The sequence below is a fragment of the Bacillus sp. FSL W8-0629 genome (assembly GCF_038593225.1).
Classification (GTDB): Bacteria; Bacillota; Bacilli; order Bacillales; family Bacillaceae; genus Bacillus; species Bacillus altitudinis.
In genome coordinates this window covers 980,654-999,271 of sequence record NZ_CP151975.1, presented here as the reverse complement: position 1 = coordinate 999,271, position 18,618 = coordinate 980,654, and the positions used below count along the sequence as shown (strand labels likewise).

General features: G+C 40.0%; 19 protein-coding genes. 11 read left to right on the top strand and 8 right to left on the bottom strand.

Going from position 1 to position 18,618, the window contains the following annotated elements:
• The first annotated feature begins 20 nt into the window (after nt 1-20).
• From NSQ17_RS05045 to NSQ17_RS05030, 4 genes are all read left to right on the top strand, one after another.
• The gene (locus tag NSQ17_RS05045; protein ID WP_268373814.1) at nt 21-896 is read left to right on the top strand and encodes a helix-turn-helix domain-containing protein; all 876 of its coding nucleotides are present in this window, start codon (nt 21-23) and stop codon (nt 894-896) included.
• A 137-nt stretch (nt 897-1,033) separates the two neighbouring features.
• Nucleotides 1,034-2,140 carry a sn-glycerol-3-phosphate ABC transporter ATP-binding protein UgpC gene (gene ugpC, locus NSQ17_RS05040; RefSeq protein WP_024719977.1) on the top strand — a complete coding sequence of 369 codons (1,107 nt, stop codon included), beginning with the start codon at nt 1,034-1,036 and terminating at the stop codon, nt 2,138-2,140.
• Nucleotides 2,141-2,366: 226 nt separating this feature from the next.
• The gene (locus tag NSQ17_RS05035; protein WP_008348940.1) at nt 2,367-2,570 is read left to right on the top strand and encodes an alpha/beta-type small acid-soluble spore protein; all 204 of its coding nucleotides are present in this window, start codon (nt 2,367-2,369) and stop codon (nt 2,568-2,570) included.
• 284 nt (nt 2,571-2,854) lie between these two features.
• Entirely contained in the window at nt 2,855-3,472 is a 618-nt protein-coding gene (locus tag NSQ17_RS05030) for an NAD(P)H-binding protein (RefSeq protein WP_008348943.1), read from the top strand.
• Between the two features lie 125 nt (nt 3,473-3,597).
• Here the strand turns inward: NSQ17_RS05030 and NSQ17_RS05025 are convergent, their stop codons facing one another.
• Nucleotides 3,598-5,613, bottom strand: coding sequence for an ABC transporter ATP-binding protein (locus NSQ17_RS05025; RefSeq protein WP_342467914.1), 2,016 nt, complete (start codon nt 5,611-5,613; stop codon nt 3,598-3,600).
• A gap of 3 nt (nt 5,614-5,616) precedes the next feature.
• Entirely contained in the window at nt 5,617-7,368 is a 1,752-nt protein-coding gene (locus tag NSQ17_RS05020; RefSeq protein WP_342467913.1) for an ABC transporter transmembrane domain-containing protein, read from the bottom strand.
• A gap of 559 nt (nt 7,369-7,927) precedes the next feature.
• Between NSQ17_RS05020 and NSQ17_RS05015 the strand changes: the two genes are divergently transcribed.
• Nucleotides 7,928-8,434: a universal stress protein gene (locus NSQ17_RS05015; protein ID WP_342467912.1), complete on the top strand. Its 507-nt coding sequence runs from the start codon at nt 7,928-7,930 to the stop codon at nt 8,432-8,434.
• 206 nt (nt 8,435-8,640) lie between these two features.
• Here the strand turns inward: NSQ17_RS05015 and dat are convergent, their stop codons facing one another.
• On the bottom strand, nt 8,641-9,495 hold the full coding sequence (gene dat / locus NSQ17_RS05010) for a D-amino-acid transaminase (RefSeq protein WP_024719973.1): 855 nt from the start codon (nt 9,493-9,495) through the stop codon (nt 8,641-8,643).
• 295 nt (nt 9,496-9,790) lie between these two features.
• On the opposite strand from dat, the gene NSQ17_RS05005 reads away from it, so the two are divergent.
• Nucleotides 9,791-10,645, top strand: coding sequence for a polysaccharide deacetylase family protein (locus tag NSQ17_RS05005; protein ID WP_024719972.1), 855 nt, complete (start codon nt 9,791-9,793; stop codon nt 10,643-10,645).
• Nucleotides 10,646-10,683: 38 nt separating this feature from the next.
• Here the strand turns inward: NSQ17_RS05005 and NSQ17_RS05000 are convergent, their stop codons facing one another.
• The 3 genes from NSQ17_RS05000 to NSQ17_RS04990 all read right to left on the bottom strand — a co-directional run bounded on the left by NSQ17_RS05000 (nt 10,684) and on the right by NSQ17_RS04990 (nt 12,799).
• Nucleotides 10,684-11,430, bottom strand: coding sequence for an NAD-dependent protein deacylase (locus tag NSQ17_RS05000; protein ID WP_342467911.1), 747 nt, complete (start codon nt 11,428-11,430; stop codon nt 10,684-10,686).
• Between the two features lie 14 nt (nt 11,431-11,444).
• Nucleotides 11,445-12,533, bottom strand: a complete 1,089-nt coding sequence (locus NSQ17_RS04995) for a mechanosensitive ion channel family protein (protein WP_024719970.1) — start codon at nt 12,531-12,533, stop codon at nt 11,445-11,447.
• A 164-nt stretch (nt 12,534-12,697) separates the two neighbouring features.
• Nucleotides 12,698-12,799, bottom strand: coding sequence for a YhdX family protein (locus tag NSQ17_RS04990; RefSeq protein ID WP_017360338.1), 102 nt, complete (start codon nt 12,797-12,799; stop codon nt 12,698-12,700).
• Nucleotides 12,800-13,105: 306 nt separating this feature from the next.
• Between NSQ17_RS04990 and NSQ17_RS04985 the strand changes: the two genes are divergently transcribed.
• The 3 genes from NSQ17_RS04985 to NSQ17_RS04975 are packed head-to-tail and all read left to right on the top strand — an operon-like array spanning nt 13,106 to nt 14,589.
• A complete protein-coding gene (locus NSQ17_RS04985; RefSeq protein WP_045034845.1) occupies nt 13,106-13,822 on the top strand; it encodes a glycerophosphodiester phosphodiesterase family protein in 717 nt (238 codons plus the stop codon).
• Complete coding sequence (crcB, locus tag NSQ17_RS04980; protein ID WP_034647784.1) at nt 13,822-14,223, top strand: fluoride efflux transporter CrcB; 402 nt, start codon at nt 13,822-13,824, stop codon at nt 14,221-14,223. The genes NSQ17_RS04985 and crcB overlap by 1 nt, the downstream gene beginning before the upstream one ends.
• Nucleotides 14,224-14,589, top strand: coding sequence for a CrcB family protein (locus tag NSQ17_RS04975; RefSeq protein ID WP_007497111.1), 366 nt, complete (start codon nt 14,224-14,226; stop codon nt 14,587-14,589). It begins immediately after the preceding gene.
• Here NSQ17_RS04975 and NSQ17_RS04970 read toward each other — a convergent pair.
• Nucleotides 14,586-14,978 carry a hypothetical protein gene (locus NSQ17_RS04970; protein WP_017360342.1) on the bottom strand — a complete coding sequence of 131 codons (393 nt, stop codon included), beginning with the start codon at nt 14,976-14,978 and terminating at the stop codon, nt 14,586-14,588. The genes NSQ17_RS04975 and NSQ17_RS04970 overlap by 4 nt on opposite strands.
• 89 nt (nt 14,979-15,067) lie before the next feature.
• On the bottom strand, nt 15,068-16,450 hold the full coding sequence (locus tag NSQ17_RS04965; RefSeq protein ID WP_342467910.1) for a hemolysin family protein: 1,383 nt from the start codon (nt 16,448-16,450) through the stop codon (nt 15,068-15,070).
• A gap of 335 nt (nt 16,451-16,785) precedes the next feature.
• Between NSQ17_RS04965 and NSQ17_RS04960 the strand changes: the two genes are divergently transcribed.
• Nucleotides 16,786-17,226 carry a MerR family transcriptional regulator gene (locus NSQ17_RS04960; protein ID WP_268381626.1) on the top strand — a complete coding sequence of 147 codons (441 nt, stop codon included), beginning with the start codon at nt 16,786-16,788 and terminating at the stop codon, nt 17,224-17,226.
• Between the two features lie 58 nt (nt 17,227-17,284).
• Nucleotides 17,285-18,616: a hemolysin family protein gene (locus tag NSQ17_RS04955; RefSeq protein WP_008348975.1), complete on the top strand. Its 1,332-nt coding sequence runs from the start codon at nt 17,285-17,287 to the stop codon at nt 18,614-18,616.
• The last annotated feature ends 2 nt before the right edge of the window (nt 18,617-18,618 follow it).

Below are 18,618 nucleotides of genomic sequence, written 5' to 3'. Positions count from 1 at the left end.
ACTGTTTAAGGAGCCTCGCCATGTTAGAAAAACTAAAACTTGTTTACGGACACCATATCATCAGTTCACCAACAAATGATAAACAAATTCTCTGGTATCAAACAGACGAAGGCGAAATTTTCGGAGTAAACAAAACGGAGCTAACAGAAAGGGAAGCGCTTCTTCTCAATTCATTCCTCACACCAATTGATGTACCTCATACGCAGGAAACGGAAGAAGAACAGAAATGGTACAGCTATCTCTTTGAAAACAAATCAATCACCATCGATCAATCCGTCCGTGTTCATTTTTTTAAAATGGATCACCAAGCAGAACAAAGGCAGCAAATAAAAGAGGCTGTGAACAGCAGCCTCGAACATATTCATTTCTTATGGACAGGCACTGAAACAGCTATGCTCATTCAAACAAACGCTACATCAGAAAATGGTCAACTTGAACAGCTACATGATTTGTCTCAAGCCATCACAAGTGATTTTTTAACAGACGTTGTCTTCATGCAAGGACAGCTGCATTTGCCGAATGGAAATTTAAAAATGAGATTATTAAATGAACATCAGCTCTTCTTATGGCATCTGAAGCAAGGAAAACTTAGGTCAGGGGTTGCAACATTTTATCAATGTTTACCTGCTTTCATTCGCCATGATACAGACATGGTTTCTGCCGCTATTTCAGATGCATTTATAGAAACAATCTTTGATCGGGACGTTTACCGGACTCTCACGACCTATATGCAGTGTAATTTAAATGCATCGCAGGCAGCAAAAGCGTTATATGTTCATCGAAACAGCCTCCAGTATCGGATTGATAAATTTATTGAACGGACAGGACTAGATATACGGCATTTTCAAGAAGCGTCAGCTGCTTATTTCATGATGAATCTTCTCGATCTTTCTTAAATGATCCTAACATGAGCACCTTGCCTAAAAATGAAAATAAGATGTTGTGCACGTTGTCCATTTACAGACACCCTTCCTTTTTATACACTTCATTTATAAGTAAAGCGCTTTCAAAAAGGACTGGGAGGCTACCACCTATGGCTGAAATGATGCTGAATCAAATTTATAAAGTGTACGATAACAAAGTAACAGCAGTAGATAACTTTAATCTACATATTGAGGATAAAGAATTTATTGTGTTTGTTGGTCCATCTGGATGCGGAAAATCAACAACTCTCCGCATGATTGCAGGCCTTGAAGAAATTTCACAAGGAGATTTTCTATTAGACGGCAAGCGAATGAATGATGTGGCACCAAAAGATCGGGATATTGCGATGGTTTTCCAAAACTATGCCTTATACCCTCATATGAATGTGTACGATAATATGGCTTTTGGATTAAAGCTTCGAAAATTTCCTAAAGCAGAAATTGATGAGCGGGTTCGAAACGCTGCAAAAATATTAGGGCTTGAACAATACTTAGATCGAAAACCTAAAGCATTGTCTGGAGGTCAAAGACAGCGTGTTGCACTTGGAAGGGCCATTGTACGCGATGCAAAAGTCTTTCTTTTGGATGAACCTCTCTCTAATTTAGATGCTAAACTTCGTGTTCAGATGCGTGCCGAAATTTCTAAACTTCATCAGCGGCTGCAGACGACATTCATCTATGTCACACACGATCAAACAGAAGCCATGACAATGGCTACTCGGCTTGTTGTCATGAAAGATGGCTTTATTCAACAGGTTGGCGCACCAAAGGATGTGTATGAAAACCCAGAGAATGTCTTTGTAGGAGGATTTATTGGCTCTCCAGCGATGAACTTTTTTACAGGAAAACTGTCTGACGGAGCCATTGCCATTGGGAATACGCACATTCGTGTACCAGAAGGAAAAATGAAAGTATTACGCAGTCAGGGCTATATCGGAAAAGATGTGATTCTAGGCATCAGACCAGAAGATTTCCATGATGAGCCTGTGTTTATAGAGGCTTCTGAAGGAACAAAAATTGAAGCAAACGTAGAAGTGGCTGAATTAATGGGAGCGGAAACGATGCTTTATTCTTCTCTCGCTGGTCAAACGTTTATTGCACGTGTTGATTCTCGCACAGATATTCAGGCAGGTCAGACGATCCCTCTTGCCATTGATATGAATAAAGCGCACTTCTTTGATACAGAGACTGAGCTCCGCATCCGCTCAGCTGAATAAGAAGACGTTCCACAAACCATCACCATTGGGTGGTGGTTTTTTGTATATGAAAACAACATTTACCATGTTCTTTTTCCGTATGTTTTTTTCGTAGCGAACCATAATATTTAGTACAAAGCAGTTACCGCATTGGGTTTCGCCAAGTGGCAAATGACTTGGTCATTTCGCTGGTGCGACTCCAGCAAACCCAACCAAAAAAATCATATATAAAAAGGAGATTCACATCATGGCAAATTCTAATAGTTCAAATCAATTACTAGTTCCTGGAGCAGCGCAAGCAATCGATCAAATGAAATACGAAATCGCTTCTGAGTTTGGTGTAAACCTTGGAGCAGAAACAACAGCTCGTGCTAACGGTTCAGTTGGTGGAGAAATCACGAAACGTCTTGTATCTTACGCTCAGCAAAACCTTGGCGGAACAAAAGCTTAATTTCATATCTGGATCATAGAAGGCACCTCTTATGGTGTCTTCTTTTTTTGGTTTTATCCCTCACCGATTCCTTTTGAATTCATATGATGTATTAGAAAGGAGCGGATCTTCATGGACATTATTTCAGGTGTGAATTTTGAACTTCTACAATTTGTCGGTCTCTCTCTATTATGTGAATATGCTCATAGTATTCGGTCCTTTCATCTTTATAAAAAAAGCATGACATAAAACTGTACCATTTTAAGTTCTTTTCACTTATAGTATGTAGTGGAGGGATCGATCAGATGAAAATAGCTCTTTTCGGTGCTCATGGACGTGTAGGACAAGCATTTCTTCGTTTCGTAAAAGAAGATGATCGTTACATGGTTCGCTCGTTAATTCGGACAAACCGGGAAGAAATGCTTGCGGGTATGTTTCAAGTCACCGGCAATTCCAGAAATCAAGAGGATGTTCTTGAAACAATTAAAGGATCAGATATTGTCGTGAGCTGTCTATCAACAGATGGTGATGATACTTTATCTGTTTCAATGGAGCATATCGTACAAGCCATGAAGCAAACAGGAACATCAAGAATTATAACGATTGGCACTGCGGGGATTTTGAAAGCAAGGCAGCAGCCTGAGCTTTACCGCTTTGAAACAAATGAATCAAGGCGAACCACTTCCCGAGCTGCTAAAGAACATGCCAAAGCATTTGAAATTCTTCAATCAACTGAACTAGATTGGACAATCATTTGCCCAACCTATTTACCAGATGGAGAAGTGACACGGTCATATCGCTATGAAAAGAATTTTCTCCCTATAGATGGACAGAAAATCTCAGTTGAAGATACCGCACACTTTTTGTATCAGCAGTTAAACTCAAAAGAATTTGTGCATCAACGTGTCGGTATCGCTTATTGACCATTTAGTTTATGTAAATGATATACAACCAGTAAAAGTCGAGATCATATCATGAAGCCTCGACTTTTTTCATTGCCATGAAAAAGCCACTTTCAAATTGAAAGTGGCTTTTGCTGCTTATCCTATCAGCTGCTCGTCACAGCTCCCTTTTGTAATTCGTACATTTGCGCATACAGTCCGCCTTGCTCCATGAGCTCTTCGTGGCTGCCGCGCTCGACAATCTCACCCTTTTCTAACACCAAAATCATGTCAGCTTTCTTAATAGTAGATAATCGGTGTGCAATGACAAAAGTGGTTCGTCCTTCTTTGACGACATCCAGTGCCCGCTGAATGATGGCTTCTGTTTCTGTATCAATGTTAGCCGTCGCTTCATCTAGAATTAAGATCGCTGGATCGTATGCCAGTGCACGGGCAAATGAAATCAATTGACGCTCCCCAGAGGAAAGAGTACTCCCCTTTTCAACAACTGGTTCATCAAAACCTTCAGGCAAATGATTTAATAGTTCTGCTGCGCCCACTTGCTTTAACGATGTTTCAATCGTTTCTCTTTTAATGTCTTCATTTCCTAAACTGACATTGGACGCAATCGTTCCAGAAAATAAATAAGGATCTTGCAGTACAATGCCCATTTGTTTACGCAGCGTTTGGCGCGACTGATCATAGATGCTTTCTCCATCAATGAGGATGTCCCCATGCTGAATATCATAAAAACGTAGCAGCAAATTCATGATCGAACTTTTCCCAGAACCGGTATGTCCAACGAGTGCCACCGTCTGACCTTTTTTCGCCTCAAAGGTGATGTTCTTTAATACATTTTTCCCTTCATTATACGCAAAGGTAACATCCTGAAATTGGACGTGTCCCTCTAGTTTCTTCTGAATTGGTTCTTCCACTTCAGTACCTGGCTCATCTAATAATCGAAAGACCCGTTCAGATGAAACCCTGGCTAATTCTAATCTAGAGAATTGATTCACAATGCCTGTAATCGGCTGGAACAAACGATTTAAATAATCGACAAATGCATAGAGCACCCCAATCGACACAATGCCCGTCGCACTTAAGGACGCGCCGCCAAAATACCAAATGAGTGCGACATATGCTAAGTTCCGAAGCAGATTCACCAAGTTATGTGAAAGCAGTGAATTTAAATGAAGCATCTTTCGCTGATATCGAAAGTGATTGTTATTCAGCTCATCAAATTCTTCTTTCGTTGCTTGTTCATGTCGAAATGCTTGAATAATCGTCATCCCTTGAATGGCTTCATTTAGCTTGGCATTAATTTCACTAATGATGGAACGAATACGGTGATTGTAAACCGACGCAAACTTTCGATAAGTCATCGACCATAGGAAAATAATCGGAACAGCCACTAAACAAATAAGCGCCAGCTTCACATTTAATAAGAACATGGCGATATAAATTCCAACCATGTAAATGGCACTTGTGACGAAATTAGCGAGTACTGTGACATATAAATCACGAATGGTTTCTGTATCATTCGTAATCCGCGCGACAACCTTTCCAGCCGGTAAATTATCAAAATACCGAATCGGAAGCGTTTGAATATGTTCAAATACGTCCACTCGCATTTTTTGAATAATGCGATTTGCAATACGCTGGAGTAAATAGTGCTGCCCATATTGAAAGAAAATCGCAATGACGAGCATCCCAAAATAAAATAGAACAAGCTGTACCAAACCACTGATTTCCGGCTGATAAAAAGCGAAGATTTCCTCTTTGGATAAACGCTGTACCTGATACGTCTCACGCTCGCTCCCATTTTCAATGGTGAGCTGATCCCCTTCTATTGTCCGGCTCCCGTCAAATCGAATCGGTTCATTCACAAAATAGTACCCAAATCCGACTTGCACGACATTGATTTGCTTTCCAGCTTCATTTTGATTCTGTAGCCGGTCACTTCTTATATAGTTATTTCCCTGGTAATAAACCGTTTTATCTGTTTTTTCATTTACCTCAACATACGGTTTTTCTACACCTAAAATATGATCATCAATCATTTTTTTCCCAATGAAAGGTCCTGTCAACTCAGCACCAACTGCAATGATGAGAAAGATCAAAGCAACAGACAATACTTTTTTATACAGGAGTGCATAGGCAAGAAGTCTTCTCCCTGTTGTCATGCCTCATCCCCCTCCTTCCAGCTGATTTGTCAGCTGCTGACGCAGAAATTGCTCTTTATACCATCCGTCTTGCTGAATAAGCGCTTGATGGGTTCCCTTTTGAACAATACGTCCTTCTTCCATGACAAGAATGAGATCCGCATGCTCTACAGCTGATAGACGGTGGGTTGTAATAAATGTCGTTTTTCCATGACGATTTTGTCTTAAATTCTCTAAAATAGCCGTTTCTGTTTTTGCATCAACTGCAGATAACGAGTCATCCAAAATCAAAATGTCTGGGTCAATTAATAAAGCACGTGCAATGGAAATCCGCTGCTTCTGTCCTCCTGACAGCGCTACTCCCTTTTCTCCAACCATTGTTTCCAAGCCTTCTGGTAAAAGGCGTAAATCCTTTTCAAAGTAAGCATCTTTAATCGCTTGTGCTAATTCAGCTTCTCTCGCGTCTCTATGACCGAAACGCATATTCTCTTCTACACTTTTTGAGAAAAGGACATGATCTTGCGGAACATAGCCAATCCATTGAAACAGTTGATCCAATTCAATGTCCTCAATTGGAACACCTGAAAGCAAGATCTTCCCATCACCTGTCGGATACTGACGAAGAAGCTGTTTGACAATCGTTGTTTTTCCGCTTCCCGTTTTTCCTGTAATACCAATCGTTTGCCCTTTTCGTACAGTAAAGGAGACATCCGTTAGATTATCTTTAGAGGAAGTTGGATACCTAAATGTCACATGTTCAAATTGAATATCGCCAGGCTCTTGTAATCTTTTTGGCTTGGCTGCGTCAGTTACATCTGGTTGATAACTGAGTGTATGATTCAACCGGTCTAATGAGGCATTTCCTCTTTGCATGATATTAATTAATTCACCAATGGCAAACATTGGCCAGATCATCATCCCCAGATAGACGTTAAATGCGACAAGCTCACCAATGGTTAAATCACTTTGGAACACAAGATATGCGCCGTAACCGATACCGATTAAATAACTGATCCCCACAAGCAATTTCACCGTCGGCTCAAACAATGAATCAATGATCGCTACTCTCATATTTTTTTGAAAAACATCATCTGTCATTTCTCGAAAGCGATTCACATCTTGTTTTTCCTGTACAAAAGACCGAATTACCCGAACGCCGGCAACTGATTCTAATACACGATCATTCATATCACCAAATGCATCTTGAGCGACTGTAAAGCGTTCATGAATTTTACTGCCATAAAACGCTATCAAAATCGCCATCAGCGGCATCGGAATAATGGCCATTAAAGTTAATTTCCAGCTGATCGTCAACCCCATCGTAAAAAAGATCATCAGCATGTAAGCAGTGGAATCGACTAATGTTAAAACGCCAAAGCCTGTTGTTAAAGCCACAGCATTCAAATCATTTGTACCTAGCGCCATTAAATTTCCGGTTTTTTTCTTTTCATAAAAGGTGGGTGTCATCTTAAGTAAGTGGCGCATTAATTTTCCGCGCATCACACGCTCCATGACATTTGCGCCGCCAAATAACTGATACATCCAAAAGTAGGTGAGCGCATAGACACTGACACCAAGTAAGCAAAAAATGGTTACGTAAAATAAGATACTGGATGTTGTAAATTGACCAGACCGAATGTCATCAACTGCTTGACCTAGATACCTCGGTGGCAGCATTTCAAGCACATTCACAATGAGCAGCAGCGTAATGGCGATTGTATAGCGCCTCCACTCTTGTTTAAAGAACCAGCCTAATTTCACAAATACTGAAAACATGTTTGTCTCTCCTTTTAAAGCTAGCCGCTTTCTATATTTTCCTGATTGTCACCTTGTTTCGTTTTTTGAACTTTTGTCATTTGTCTTGCCTTTGGCATGTTCACATGCTTTCACTCCTCTTCATTTAGTTGTTGATGCATTCCATTATTTCGAGATACGAAATGTATACAACAAAAAAAGAGGCAACCAGCTAACTGGTACGCCTCTTTTATACATGATAAAAAGGCGCATGTTGACAAATACGCAACATACGCCTTGATTCATCCGATCAATTGGAACATACGAGTCCCTTTTCAATGACCAATGAAGGTGTAATTGTCACGTGAATCAACCCATTCATGCAGTTTGATTTCATTCTTCCAATGATGTTGCACATGACATTTCCTCCTTTTGGCTCTTGAATCTTTTTTTATCTTATAGTGGCTGTCACCATTTTGTCAATAAATATTTTTCAATAAATGAAATTTTCTAACAAAAACACAATCGCTTTCATGTGTATCTTTTTCTCATAACGGGTATACCATGAACGTATAGACTCCTTTTGAAAGGAATGAGGACATTGTTTCAAGCTGATCGGATGGTCGTTGCGTTTGATGGACATGAAGACAGTAAGAAAGCATTAAAGAAGGCAATCGCTTTAGCCAAAACGTTGAATGCCAAGCTGACCGTTGCTTACGCTCATGATGGGAAATCCAGCAGACAGGTGTTTGATGCACCTCGCCCAATGACTGGCGGCGCTTATATCGGAGGCGGCATGGCAGACCTTCAAACACCCCCTGTGTATGTACCTCAAGATGAACAGCAAAGTCCCTTGATTTTTGAAGATCATACAGAAGAGGTCGTTGCAGAAGCAAGAATGCTGTTAAATGAAGAGCAGTTTGAAGCTGCGATTGAAATTGTTGAAGGGGAGCCTGCAGAAGCGATTATCGAATACGCTGAAAAGATTTCAGCAGACCTCATCGTCATGGGAGCACGTGACCAAAGCAGATTGAAAAAAATGCTCTTTGGCAGTGTGAGTGAAAAGTTATCGTCCAAATCAGATATACCTGTACTGATCGTGAAATAAATGTCATCACAAAAGGCTAAAATGAACTTTATTTTAGCCTTTTGTCTTTTCAGCGTGATAGAAAACCTTTGCAGTCTAGGAAGGACGAGTACTGGAGCGGAGCGAATTTGTCATTCGTGAGCACCAGCACGCAGGACTGACAAAGAATGCGAGGGTTTGTCTACACGCTGAAAGGCTGTAAACATTGGTTTACAGCCTTTTTCTTCTTACGAAGAAATAGATGCTTCGCTTTCATGCTTAATTTTCTTCTGGAACCCTTCCTGTACACGCTTCGTGATCTCTCCTGGAACACCTTCTCCAACTGGCTGACCATCTATCTCTACAATTGGAATCACTTCAGCTGTCGTTGAACTGATGAAAATTTCCTGTGCATGCAAAAGTTCGTCTTTACTCATGCGGGTTTCTTCCACACGACATCCTTCTTCCTGACAAACCTCTAGCAGCTTTCTACGTGTAATGCCGTTTAAAATCAGGTTATTTGCTGGGTGTGTACGAATGACACCGTCAATGACGGCATATACATTCGAGGACGTCCCCTCTGTCACAAAGCCGTCTCTTATTAAAATCGCTTCAAACGCACCAGCTTCAGACGCTTTCTGCTTTTCCATGACGTTATATAAAAGGTTTAAGCTTTTAATATCACACCTTAACCAGCGAAGATCTTCAGACAATAGAGCTTTCACACCAGCTGTCTGCTCTTGAATAGGCTTTTTCACTTGAAATGTATATGCTGTAATCTGAGGGGTAAGTACACCATATTGATGTTTACGAGGTGCGACGCCTCGCGTGACTTGAATATACACGCCGCCATCAATCACTTGATTATCTGCGACTAGCTTCTTCAAATTCTCTTCCATATCGGATACTGTACCTTGCAGATGAATGCCGATTTCCTTTGCACTCTTGAATAGACGCTCAGTATGCTCTTTTAATGTAAACAAAGTCCCATTATATACGCGGATGACCTCATAGACTCCGTCGCCAAATTGATAGCCTCTGTCTTCAATATCAACATGTGCATCTTTTTTTTCAATAAAATCCCCATTGTACAATACTTTCATATGGAATCTCCCCTTCGCTTTGCTTAATGGTTGAATCTGATGCTATCTTAGCGGATAAATGTAAACGTTTCAATGATTATTCAGAATTATTTCATATCCATTTGACTGGATAACCTTCTATTGTAACAAATATAGATTCATAACCAAAAAGATTCCAATTTTTTAGCATCTTCTATATTCATAGGCTCTTTTTTCCTGTATACTTACTCCATATGAGCACGACAAAAAACAGCGAAAAAAGACAGAATCCACTACATGATTCGACACAAACTACTGATTTATTGGAGCGATTGTAATGCAACGGGTTACGAAAAAACAGACACCTTCAAACACGATGCTGCTCTCAAAGGCAATTGGTCTAGTCATCCTGACATTGATCCTTTTTTTCATTTGGGATATGTCTAAAACCAATATGCAGGCAGCAGATCAACCGAATGAAGTGTCTGCGAGCAGTCCATTTCGAGACACAAGTACAAGTCTGAAAGCAAAAGATGATTCGCCAAAAACATTAGATGCACATTTTAAGATCAATCCAAACAAACATGTAACGGATCAAACGATCTTTTTGACCTTTGATGATGGCCCTTCTGCTACATCAAATCAGCTGTTAGATGTGCTAAAGTCACAGCAAGTGAAGGCCACATTTTTTATGCTCGGGCCGCAAATCAAAGAACACCCAGCAGCTGTGAAAAGACTTCATCAAGAAGGTCATCAATTAGGACTTCATGGCATCACGCATGATGTGAAACGCTTTTATCAAAAAAGTGATTCTCCTGTAAATGAGATGAAAGAAGATCAGCGCATATTGGCTTCTGTTACTGGTGAATATACACATCTTGTGAGAACACCTTATGGCAGTTCTCCAAACTTAACAGACCAGCAAAAAACACGTTTAAAACAAAAAGGCTTTGTATACTGGGACTGGACCATTGACAGTCTTGACTGGAAATATAAAAGCTCAAAATATGTACCAGAAGTATTAAATCAGCTGCAAGTGCTTGAAACCAAGTACCCGAAAGAGCCAAAAATCATCTTAATGCATGATCAGCCAGCTACCGCAAAATACTTAAACAGTCTGATCACACAATTAAAGGCGAAGGGCTACACGTTTGAAGTCCTTGATGAAACAATGAAGCCACTACAACAATAAAGCAAACCCGCACCTATTGGATGCGGGTTTTTTATGATTTATAAAGCATTCACAAGCTCGCCAATTCGTTCGTGAAAGACAAGATCAAACAGCGGATCGAATTCCGTTTCACTTAAATTCATCATGACCTTAAAGATGGAAGGATGATGAGCAGCATCTTCTGGAATATATCGGGCTGGTGCCACTTCTAAGGAAGTTCCCATGACGAGTAGCATGTCCGTTTGCTGGAGCGATTTCTCCACTTGATCAAAGTGCTTCACCATGTCCCCAAAAAGGACAACATCTGTTTTAAGTACTCGTCCACATGTACGGCCGTCTAATGAAATCCGCTCACAAACCGGTACCTCTTCTTTTAATAAATAAGGCAGTTCGTATGTTGACCCGCATGATGGACATGTAGCTGTTTGAATGGAACCATGCAGTTCATACACATGCTGGCTTCCCGCTTTTTTATGCAGACCATCGATATTTTGCGTGAAAATATCCACACGTTTTCCTTGCTTTTCTAAATTGGCTAAAAAAGCATGTCCAGCGTTTGGCTCGTACTCTCCACTCATCTTCATTTGAAACAATTCTTTGAATTTCGGCCAAAATTGATGCGGATGTGATAAAAAGTAGGACCGGCTCATTGCCTCCATGCGAGAAGTATCTTCTGTCCATAGTCCACCCGTTGATCTAAAATCGGGAATTCCCGATTCTGTGCTCATCCCAGCACCTGAAAGGACTGTAATATGTGAGGCCTTTGATAATCTCTCTCTTAGCGCTGCCACTTTTGTTTGATCCAACCACCATTCCTCCTTTATTCACCGAGCTGTTTCTCACCTTTTTGTTTCATATAAATGGTCTGTCCAGGGAAAGCAAATTCTACCCCCTCTTCATGGAAGATATCAATAATGCGATAGTTAATATCCTGCTTAATATCCAGGTTTTCAGACCAAGCCGTTGTGTTTGTATAAAAGTTAAAGAATAAGTTTAAATAGCTGTCTGCCAGCACATCGAAATTCACCATAATCGTTTCCTTATGAACCCCATCATGCTCATAAAGCATTTGCTTCAGACGTTTGATGCACTTATCAATGTTTTCTTTCGGTGTATTGTAAGATACGCGAACGGAGAACGTAATTTGACGTTTATTCATTCTCGTCCAATTTGTGATCGGCTCCTTTGAAAGGGTCGAATTTGGCACGGTCACCACCGCTTCAGCAGGTGTTCTAAATTTTGTGCTTCGGAAGGTAATGTCCTCTACAGTCCCAAGTACACTTGGAGTCTCTACAAAATCGCCCATTGTAAAAGGCTTCTCTGTAATAATCACAATTCCTCCAAAAAAGTTCGCCACTGTATCCTGCGCAGCGAGTGCAAAAGCAAGACCACCTAGGCCAAGCCCTGCCACAAGTCCGTTCACATCATAATTAAATTCTTGTGCAATGACGCTAATACTCAGTGCAATAATCATAAACCGAAGAACCTTTGATAAAAATGGGGCTAAAATATCATCCATCTCTAATTCAAATTTTGAATTCACTTTTTGAAATAAGAAGGAAGAAGCTGCGGTTAGATTACAAAGCCCCCACGTCAGCATCAAAATAATAGAAGATCTATACAATTTGACAATAACATCCATATGGTGCTCAAAGTATGGGGCTTGTCTTAACGCAAAATATAAACCTAGTGCCACAAAAAACAGTCTCGCAGGTTTTTCAAACGCCACGACAATTTGGTTAATGACTTCGGTTTTAGACCGATTTGTCAGCTTAAAGAGCAGGTGAAACAAGTATTTCGTAAATACTTTTCGAAGTAATAAAAAAAGCAATAAAATACAAAGGCTAATGCCTATTTGGATCGCAATATCGACTGTAAAATATGTATCCATCCATTTTTGTGTAAACATCTCTGTCTCTCTCCTTTAAAACAATCCTCTCTAGTTTATAATATAACCTTCGTTTATGTCCTCTCTTAAATGTCTGACCTCTATATAAAAAGCCTCGGGACCTATCCCGAGGCATGATGTTCAATTATGAAATTTTGGCTTGAGACATATCGACGGGCAGCAAACTACTTTTTCTTCTGAGCCTGATCAAGGAGAGTCGCTTTAAACATTTCAGCATCCGTTTCGGCCTTAATACGTTCTTCCACTCTAATTCTCCCTTTACCCAATCATCTCGCCTCCTTTTCATCATTATAAAACATCAGAATTTTCAGTCAACATGACGAAAGCACTAATATTTTGACGAACGCTGACGATTTGGACAAAATTGATCGAAGAAAAATTGATGTAATTCAGGTTTACTCAATCAAAGCTTGCTCTATTCCTGTAAATTTTTCAAAATGATACATCAAGCTTTTTCGGTACATGAGGTTCCATGATAATACGGCGCTCTTCTTCTCCATATAGTAAAGAAGGAAAACCACCAAAGCATTTGATATGATAAGACCAGAACTTATGTCAGGGAGCTGGAGCAAGTGTATATTATCGCACATAGAGGGTCATCAAGCGCAGCCCCAGAAAATACAATCGCTGCGTTTGATGTAGCTGTCGAGCAAGGAGCAGATTATATTGAATTAGACGTACAAATGACAATGGATCAGCACGTCGTCGTCATCCATGATGATACCGTTGAGCGAACGACGAACGGAAACGGCTTAGTCAAAAGCTATACACTTGATCAGTTGAAAAAACTGGACGCAGGAAGCTGGTTTGACCAACAGTATACGAATGAACGAATTCCAACATTACAAGAAATTCTTGAAAGATACAGTCAGCGGATTGGGATATTGATCGAGATCAAACACCCAAAACGGCAGATAGGAATCGAAAAGGCAGTTGCCCGCATCATCAATCGGTTTGCCTATTCTCGTCATATCATCATTCAATCTTTTGATGTTCATGCACTGCAAAGAATCAAAGCATTCGCCCCTTCTCTTCGCACAGCTTTGATTATCAAGCCTGATGCATTTAAACTAACGAAACGAAAGTTAACGACATACAGCTCGTTTGCAAATTGTCTTAATATGAAGAAAACGATGATCAATAGATGGTGGATAGACCGCATCCACACATTCGGGATGGATGTGTTTATATGGACTGTAAAAGATCAAAAAACAGCGGATCGAATCAAAAAATATCCAATTGATGGTGTGGTAACCGATAACCCGCTATTTTTTCAAAAGGAGAAATGATGCAGATGAAAACTTATTTCGCCGTTTTTATCGGTGGATTGATTGGTACACTTTGCAGATATGAACTAAGCCAAACTGTCATCAGCCAGACATTCCCCTATGCAACGATGATTGAAAACATTTCCGGCAGCCTGCTTCTTGGTTTTGCGACAGGATACTTTCTATTTCAGAAAGGAAAAAAATATCTTGCAGCTTTGATTGGAACAGGGTTTTGCGGCGGGTTTACGACCATGTCCACCTTTTCTAAAGAGACAGTTCTTCTGTTACAGGCAGGGCAGTTCAATTTAAGTATGATGTACATCCTGCTCTCAGTCATTGCTGGAGTAGCCGCTGCTTTAGCAGGCCTGATCCTTGCTGAACGGCTCTTTCATCAAAATAAGCAGCAGAAAGGAAGCAGATAAATGATTGTTTTTTGTACAGCTGTAGCTGGAGGGATCGGTAGTGCATGTCGTTTCTTCATCAGCCAAACAATCCAGAAAACTCCATCCCATGCCCTTTTCCCGTACAGTATTATTTTCATTAATTTATTAGGTGCAGCCGGTTTAGGTTTTCTCACAGGCGCTGTAACGTCCAATCATCCACTGCTAGTGATCATAGGAACTGGTTTTTTTGGCGGCTTTACCACATTCTCTACGTTTAGTGTAGAATCTGCGACGATGCTGATGCAGCGTCAAATAGGAAAGCTTGCTGCCTATTTACTTGTGACAATCATCGGCTCTTTATGCCTTTTTGCGGCGTTTTATCAAATAGGACAACTTCTGTTTTAAATATCTGTGATGGCAGCTAGGCTGATGAGCAGTTGATCCATCAGCTGGCGCTTCATTAAAAATAGTGTCTTCTCACTATAGCCGATTTCGATTGCACATTTTGCCATGCGCCAATCTCGAAAATACTTATAATCAATGAGCTGCTGCTCTATTTCATCCAATTCTTTTAAAGCCGTTTCAATACAAGCAACAATCAGTTCATACTGACTTTTCTGCTCTTCTAATTTTTGACGTGCCATATGATGATGTTGGAGAGAACTTCGCTTTTCAAGCTGTCTTTCAATATTTAAAATGGCTGCTTGATAGTTCTTGAAATTTTTTAAATGAAACTCAATACGTTTCATTGAGGTTTTTTTCTCCGTGATACTTGCTGTTTCATACCAGAGCATGTCCATCCCCCTTTTACGAACGTTTGTTCTCATTATATACGAACATATATTCTCAAAAAAGAGGCTAAATACCTAAAAAAACCTTGAGCTTATTTTTCGCTCAAGGTCATTTCATTTACTAACAGCGGCTCTTTTATATCAAGCCCTGTGCGTGTATTTTCTTTTTCAGATGATGTGACGCCTTTTTTCAGGTCGATCTTTTTCACATAGCGTCCATCCATCTCCAAGACCTTCATCCGAATATCATCAAGATAAATGGATTGTCCTTCTCGGATATCAATGTTCTCATTTAAGATTAGCCCGCCTATCGTATCAATTTCTTCATCATGATATGACATTTCGATCAAAACTTGAACTTCCTCTAATCTCACTTTTCCATCTAATATATAATGATGCTCCGCTCTCTTTTGAATGACCGGCTGCTCATCTTCATCGAATTCATCTCGAATGTCTCCAACAATCTCTTCTAAAATATCCTCCGTTGTGACAAGTCCAGATGTCCCGCCATATTCATCCGTTAAAATCGCCATATGCATTCGATCGCGCTGCATCTTGACGAGAAGCTCTTGAATTGGAATCGTGTCAATCACTTCAATCACTGGATAAATATAATCTTGAAGCTTCAGTTGATCTTTTTCTCCTAGATACACAATATCTGCAAAGAGCTGCTTTTTGTTGAGCATGCCAATGACATGGTCTTTATCCCCTGAAAACACGGGGAAACGTGTGTACTTTTCCTTTGTCATGATCGCCAGTATTTCGTCTAACGGCATATCTTCTGGAATCGCACAAATTTCTCTTCGCGGTATCATAATTTCTCTTGCGATTCGATTATCAAAATCGAATATCTTGTTCATATAATTATACTCTGATGAGTTGATTTCCCCATTTTTTAAGCTTTCAGATAATAAAATCTTTAATTCCTCTTCGGAATGGGAATGTTCTTTTTCAGACCCCATATCGATGCCCATCATTTTCGTTAGTACACGGGCTGACCCGTTTAACACATAAATGAAAGGGTACATAAGGATATAAAATGCATGCAGCGGTCCTGACAGCCAAAGCGTCATTTTTTCTGCCTTTTGTATGGCAAGTGTTTTTGGTGCAAGCTCGCCAACAACTACATGCAAAAAGGTAATAATAGAGAACGCAAGTGTTGCTGAGATCAGGCTGATTGCTGAATCAGGAATGTTTGTCAAACCAAAACCTCGAACTAAAAGTTCTTTTACTGCCGGTTTACCGATCCACCCTAAACCAAGGGATGTCACTGTAATACCGAGCTGACAGGCTGACAAATATTCATCTAGCCTTGATGTCACCTTTTTCGCCATGATAGCCTTTTTGGACCCTTCGGCAACAAGCTGATTAATTCTTGAACTTCTCACCTTTACAATGGCAAATTCAGATGCAACAAAGAAAGCTGTTAAAGCAATCAAAACTCCGACTATACTCAGATTAACAATATCGTCCATTTAACCTTGCTCTTTCTTAGAAGAACAAGGAGTCACCTCCTGATTGATGATGTTGTCTTTTGCAAAACGGTTAACTGATTAAATAAGACTACTTTGAGGGCCCCACTTAACCACCTCCGGTTCACGTAAAATCCGTCTCTCTACATATATATGAAACGGTATTCATTTTATCTTACCATAAATAATCTGAAAATTCCTGTATCGCTACAGTATTTTAGAGATGACAACCTAAATTGATGGAAATGCCCTTTGTTTCTTCATATTGGCAGGAAATCTGAACAATTATCTTGTGTTTCAGACTCGAATTATATTAAACTATTTTCATAAACTATAACGTGACGGTTAGGAGGAGATGTTCAGATGGGGCTGAGAAAAAGTATCGTATTGGTGAACTAGCACAGATTGCACAGGTGACGAAACGAACTGTAGATTATTATACGAATCTAGGGTTGCTTGCGCCTGTTAGATCTTGCTCTAATTATCGTTATTACGATGAACATGCTTTAAAACGATTACAATTAATCGTTCTTTGCAAACAGCAGAGATTGGCTCTTTCTGACATCAAATCCAGATTAGATGAACAATTCCCTTCTCAAAAGGAAGAACATGACGAACTTGTCCATTTAACCTCTGATATCGATCGGATGAATGAGCATATGGACCGCATTTTGGTACGTTGTAAGCAGCTTCAGCCAGAACAACGTGAAAAATTAAAAGAACAGCTTACACCTGAGAAGATGACGGCTGTCCAATCATTTTTACTGCTGTTAAGTTAAAATTTTTACTAAACAGGAGGTGTTACCTTCGTTCTCAAAGTCAGAACGAAGGCCTTAATTGGACATAGTTAATTTACTTATAGTTGCTTTGCTTATAGCTTTAACCGCATTTTTCGTTGCATCAGAGTTTGCGATCATTCGCTTAAGAAGCTCAAGAATTGATCAGTTAATCGCAGAAGGTAATAAAACAGCAGTTGCTGTCAAGCATGTCACGACTCACCTTGATGAGTATCTGTCGGCCTGTCAGCTCGGTATTACCATTACCGCCCTTGGGATTGGTTGGTTAGGGGAAGAAACAATTGCGCACATGCTTGCTCCACTATTTGTAGAGCTGTCCATTCCTCAATCAGCTAGTTCTATTGTCACTTTTATTATTGCGTTTAGTATTATGACGTTTTTACACGTCGTGGTTGGAGAGCTTGCACCAAAAACACTCGCCATTCAAAAGGCTGAGCAAGTGTCCCTTCTATTTGCTAGACCGCTTATGATTTTTTACAAAGTGATGTTCCCTTTTATCTGGGTATTAAATGGATCTGCTCGTTTGTTAACAAAAGCGTTCGGTCTTCAGCAAGTTTCTGAGCATGACATGGCGCACTCTGAAGAAGAATTGCGGATTATTTTATCAGAGAGCTATAAAAGCGGCGAGATTAACCAGTCTGAATTCAAATATGTGAATAAAATTTTTGAATTTGATGACCGTCTGGCGAAAGAAATTATGATTCCTCGTACCGAAGTTGTCAGCTTCCCGCACGATATTACGATTGAGGAAATGCTGAAAGTGACCAAAGTCGAGAAATATACACGTTATCCAATTGAAGATGGCGATAAAGACAACATCATCGGTGTTGTGAATATTAAAGAAGTACTCACTGCATGTATTAGTGGTGAATGTTCCACAAGTGATACGATCGAACATTTTGTAAACCCGATTATTCATGTAATTGAAACAGTTCCTGTTCATGATCTACTGCTTAAAATGCAGCGTGAGCGAGTACACATGGCCATTTTATCAGATGAATATGGCGGTACAGCAGGACTTGTAACAGTTGAAGACATCCTTGAAGAAATCGTCGGTGAAATTCGTGATGAATTCGATATTGATGAAATCAACGAAGTGCGTAAACTGGGAGAAGACCACTATATCTTTGATGGAAAAGTCCTTGTGGATCAAGTCAACCTGCTACTAGGTATTCAACTTGATAACGAAGAAGTCGACACAATCGGCGGCTGGTTCCTTACACAAAAATATGAAGTCGAGAAAAATGACGCGATTCGTGAACAAGGCTATGAATTTATCATTAATGAAGTCGATGGACACCATGTGGCATACATCGAAGTCAAAAAACTAAACGAACAACTATTAGAAGCAGCTGAAGAAGGCGCTTCTTAAGA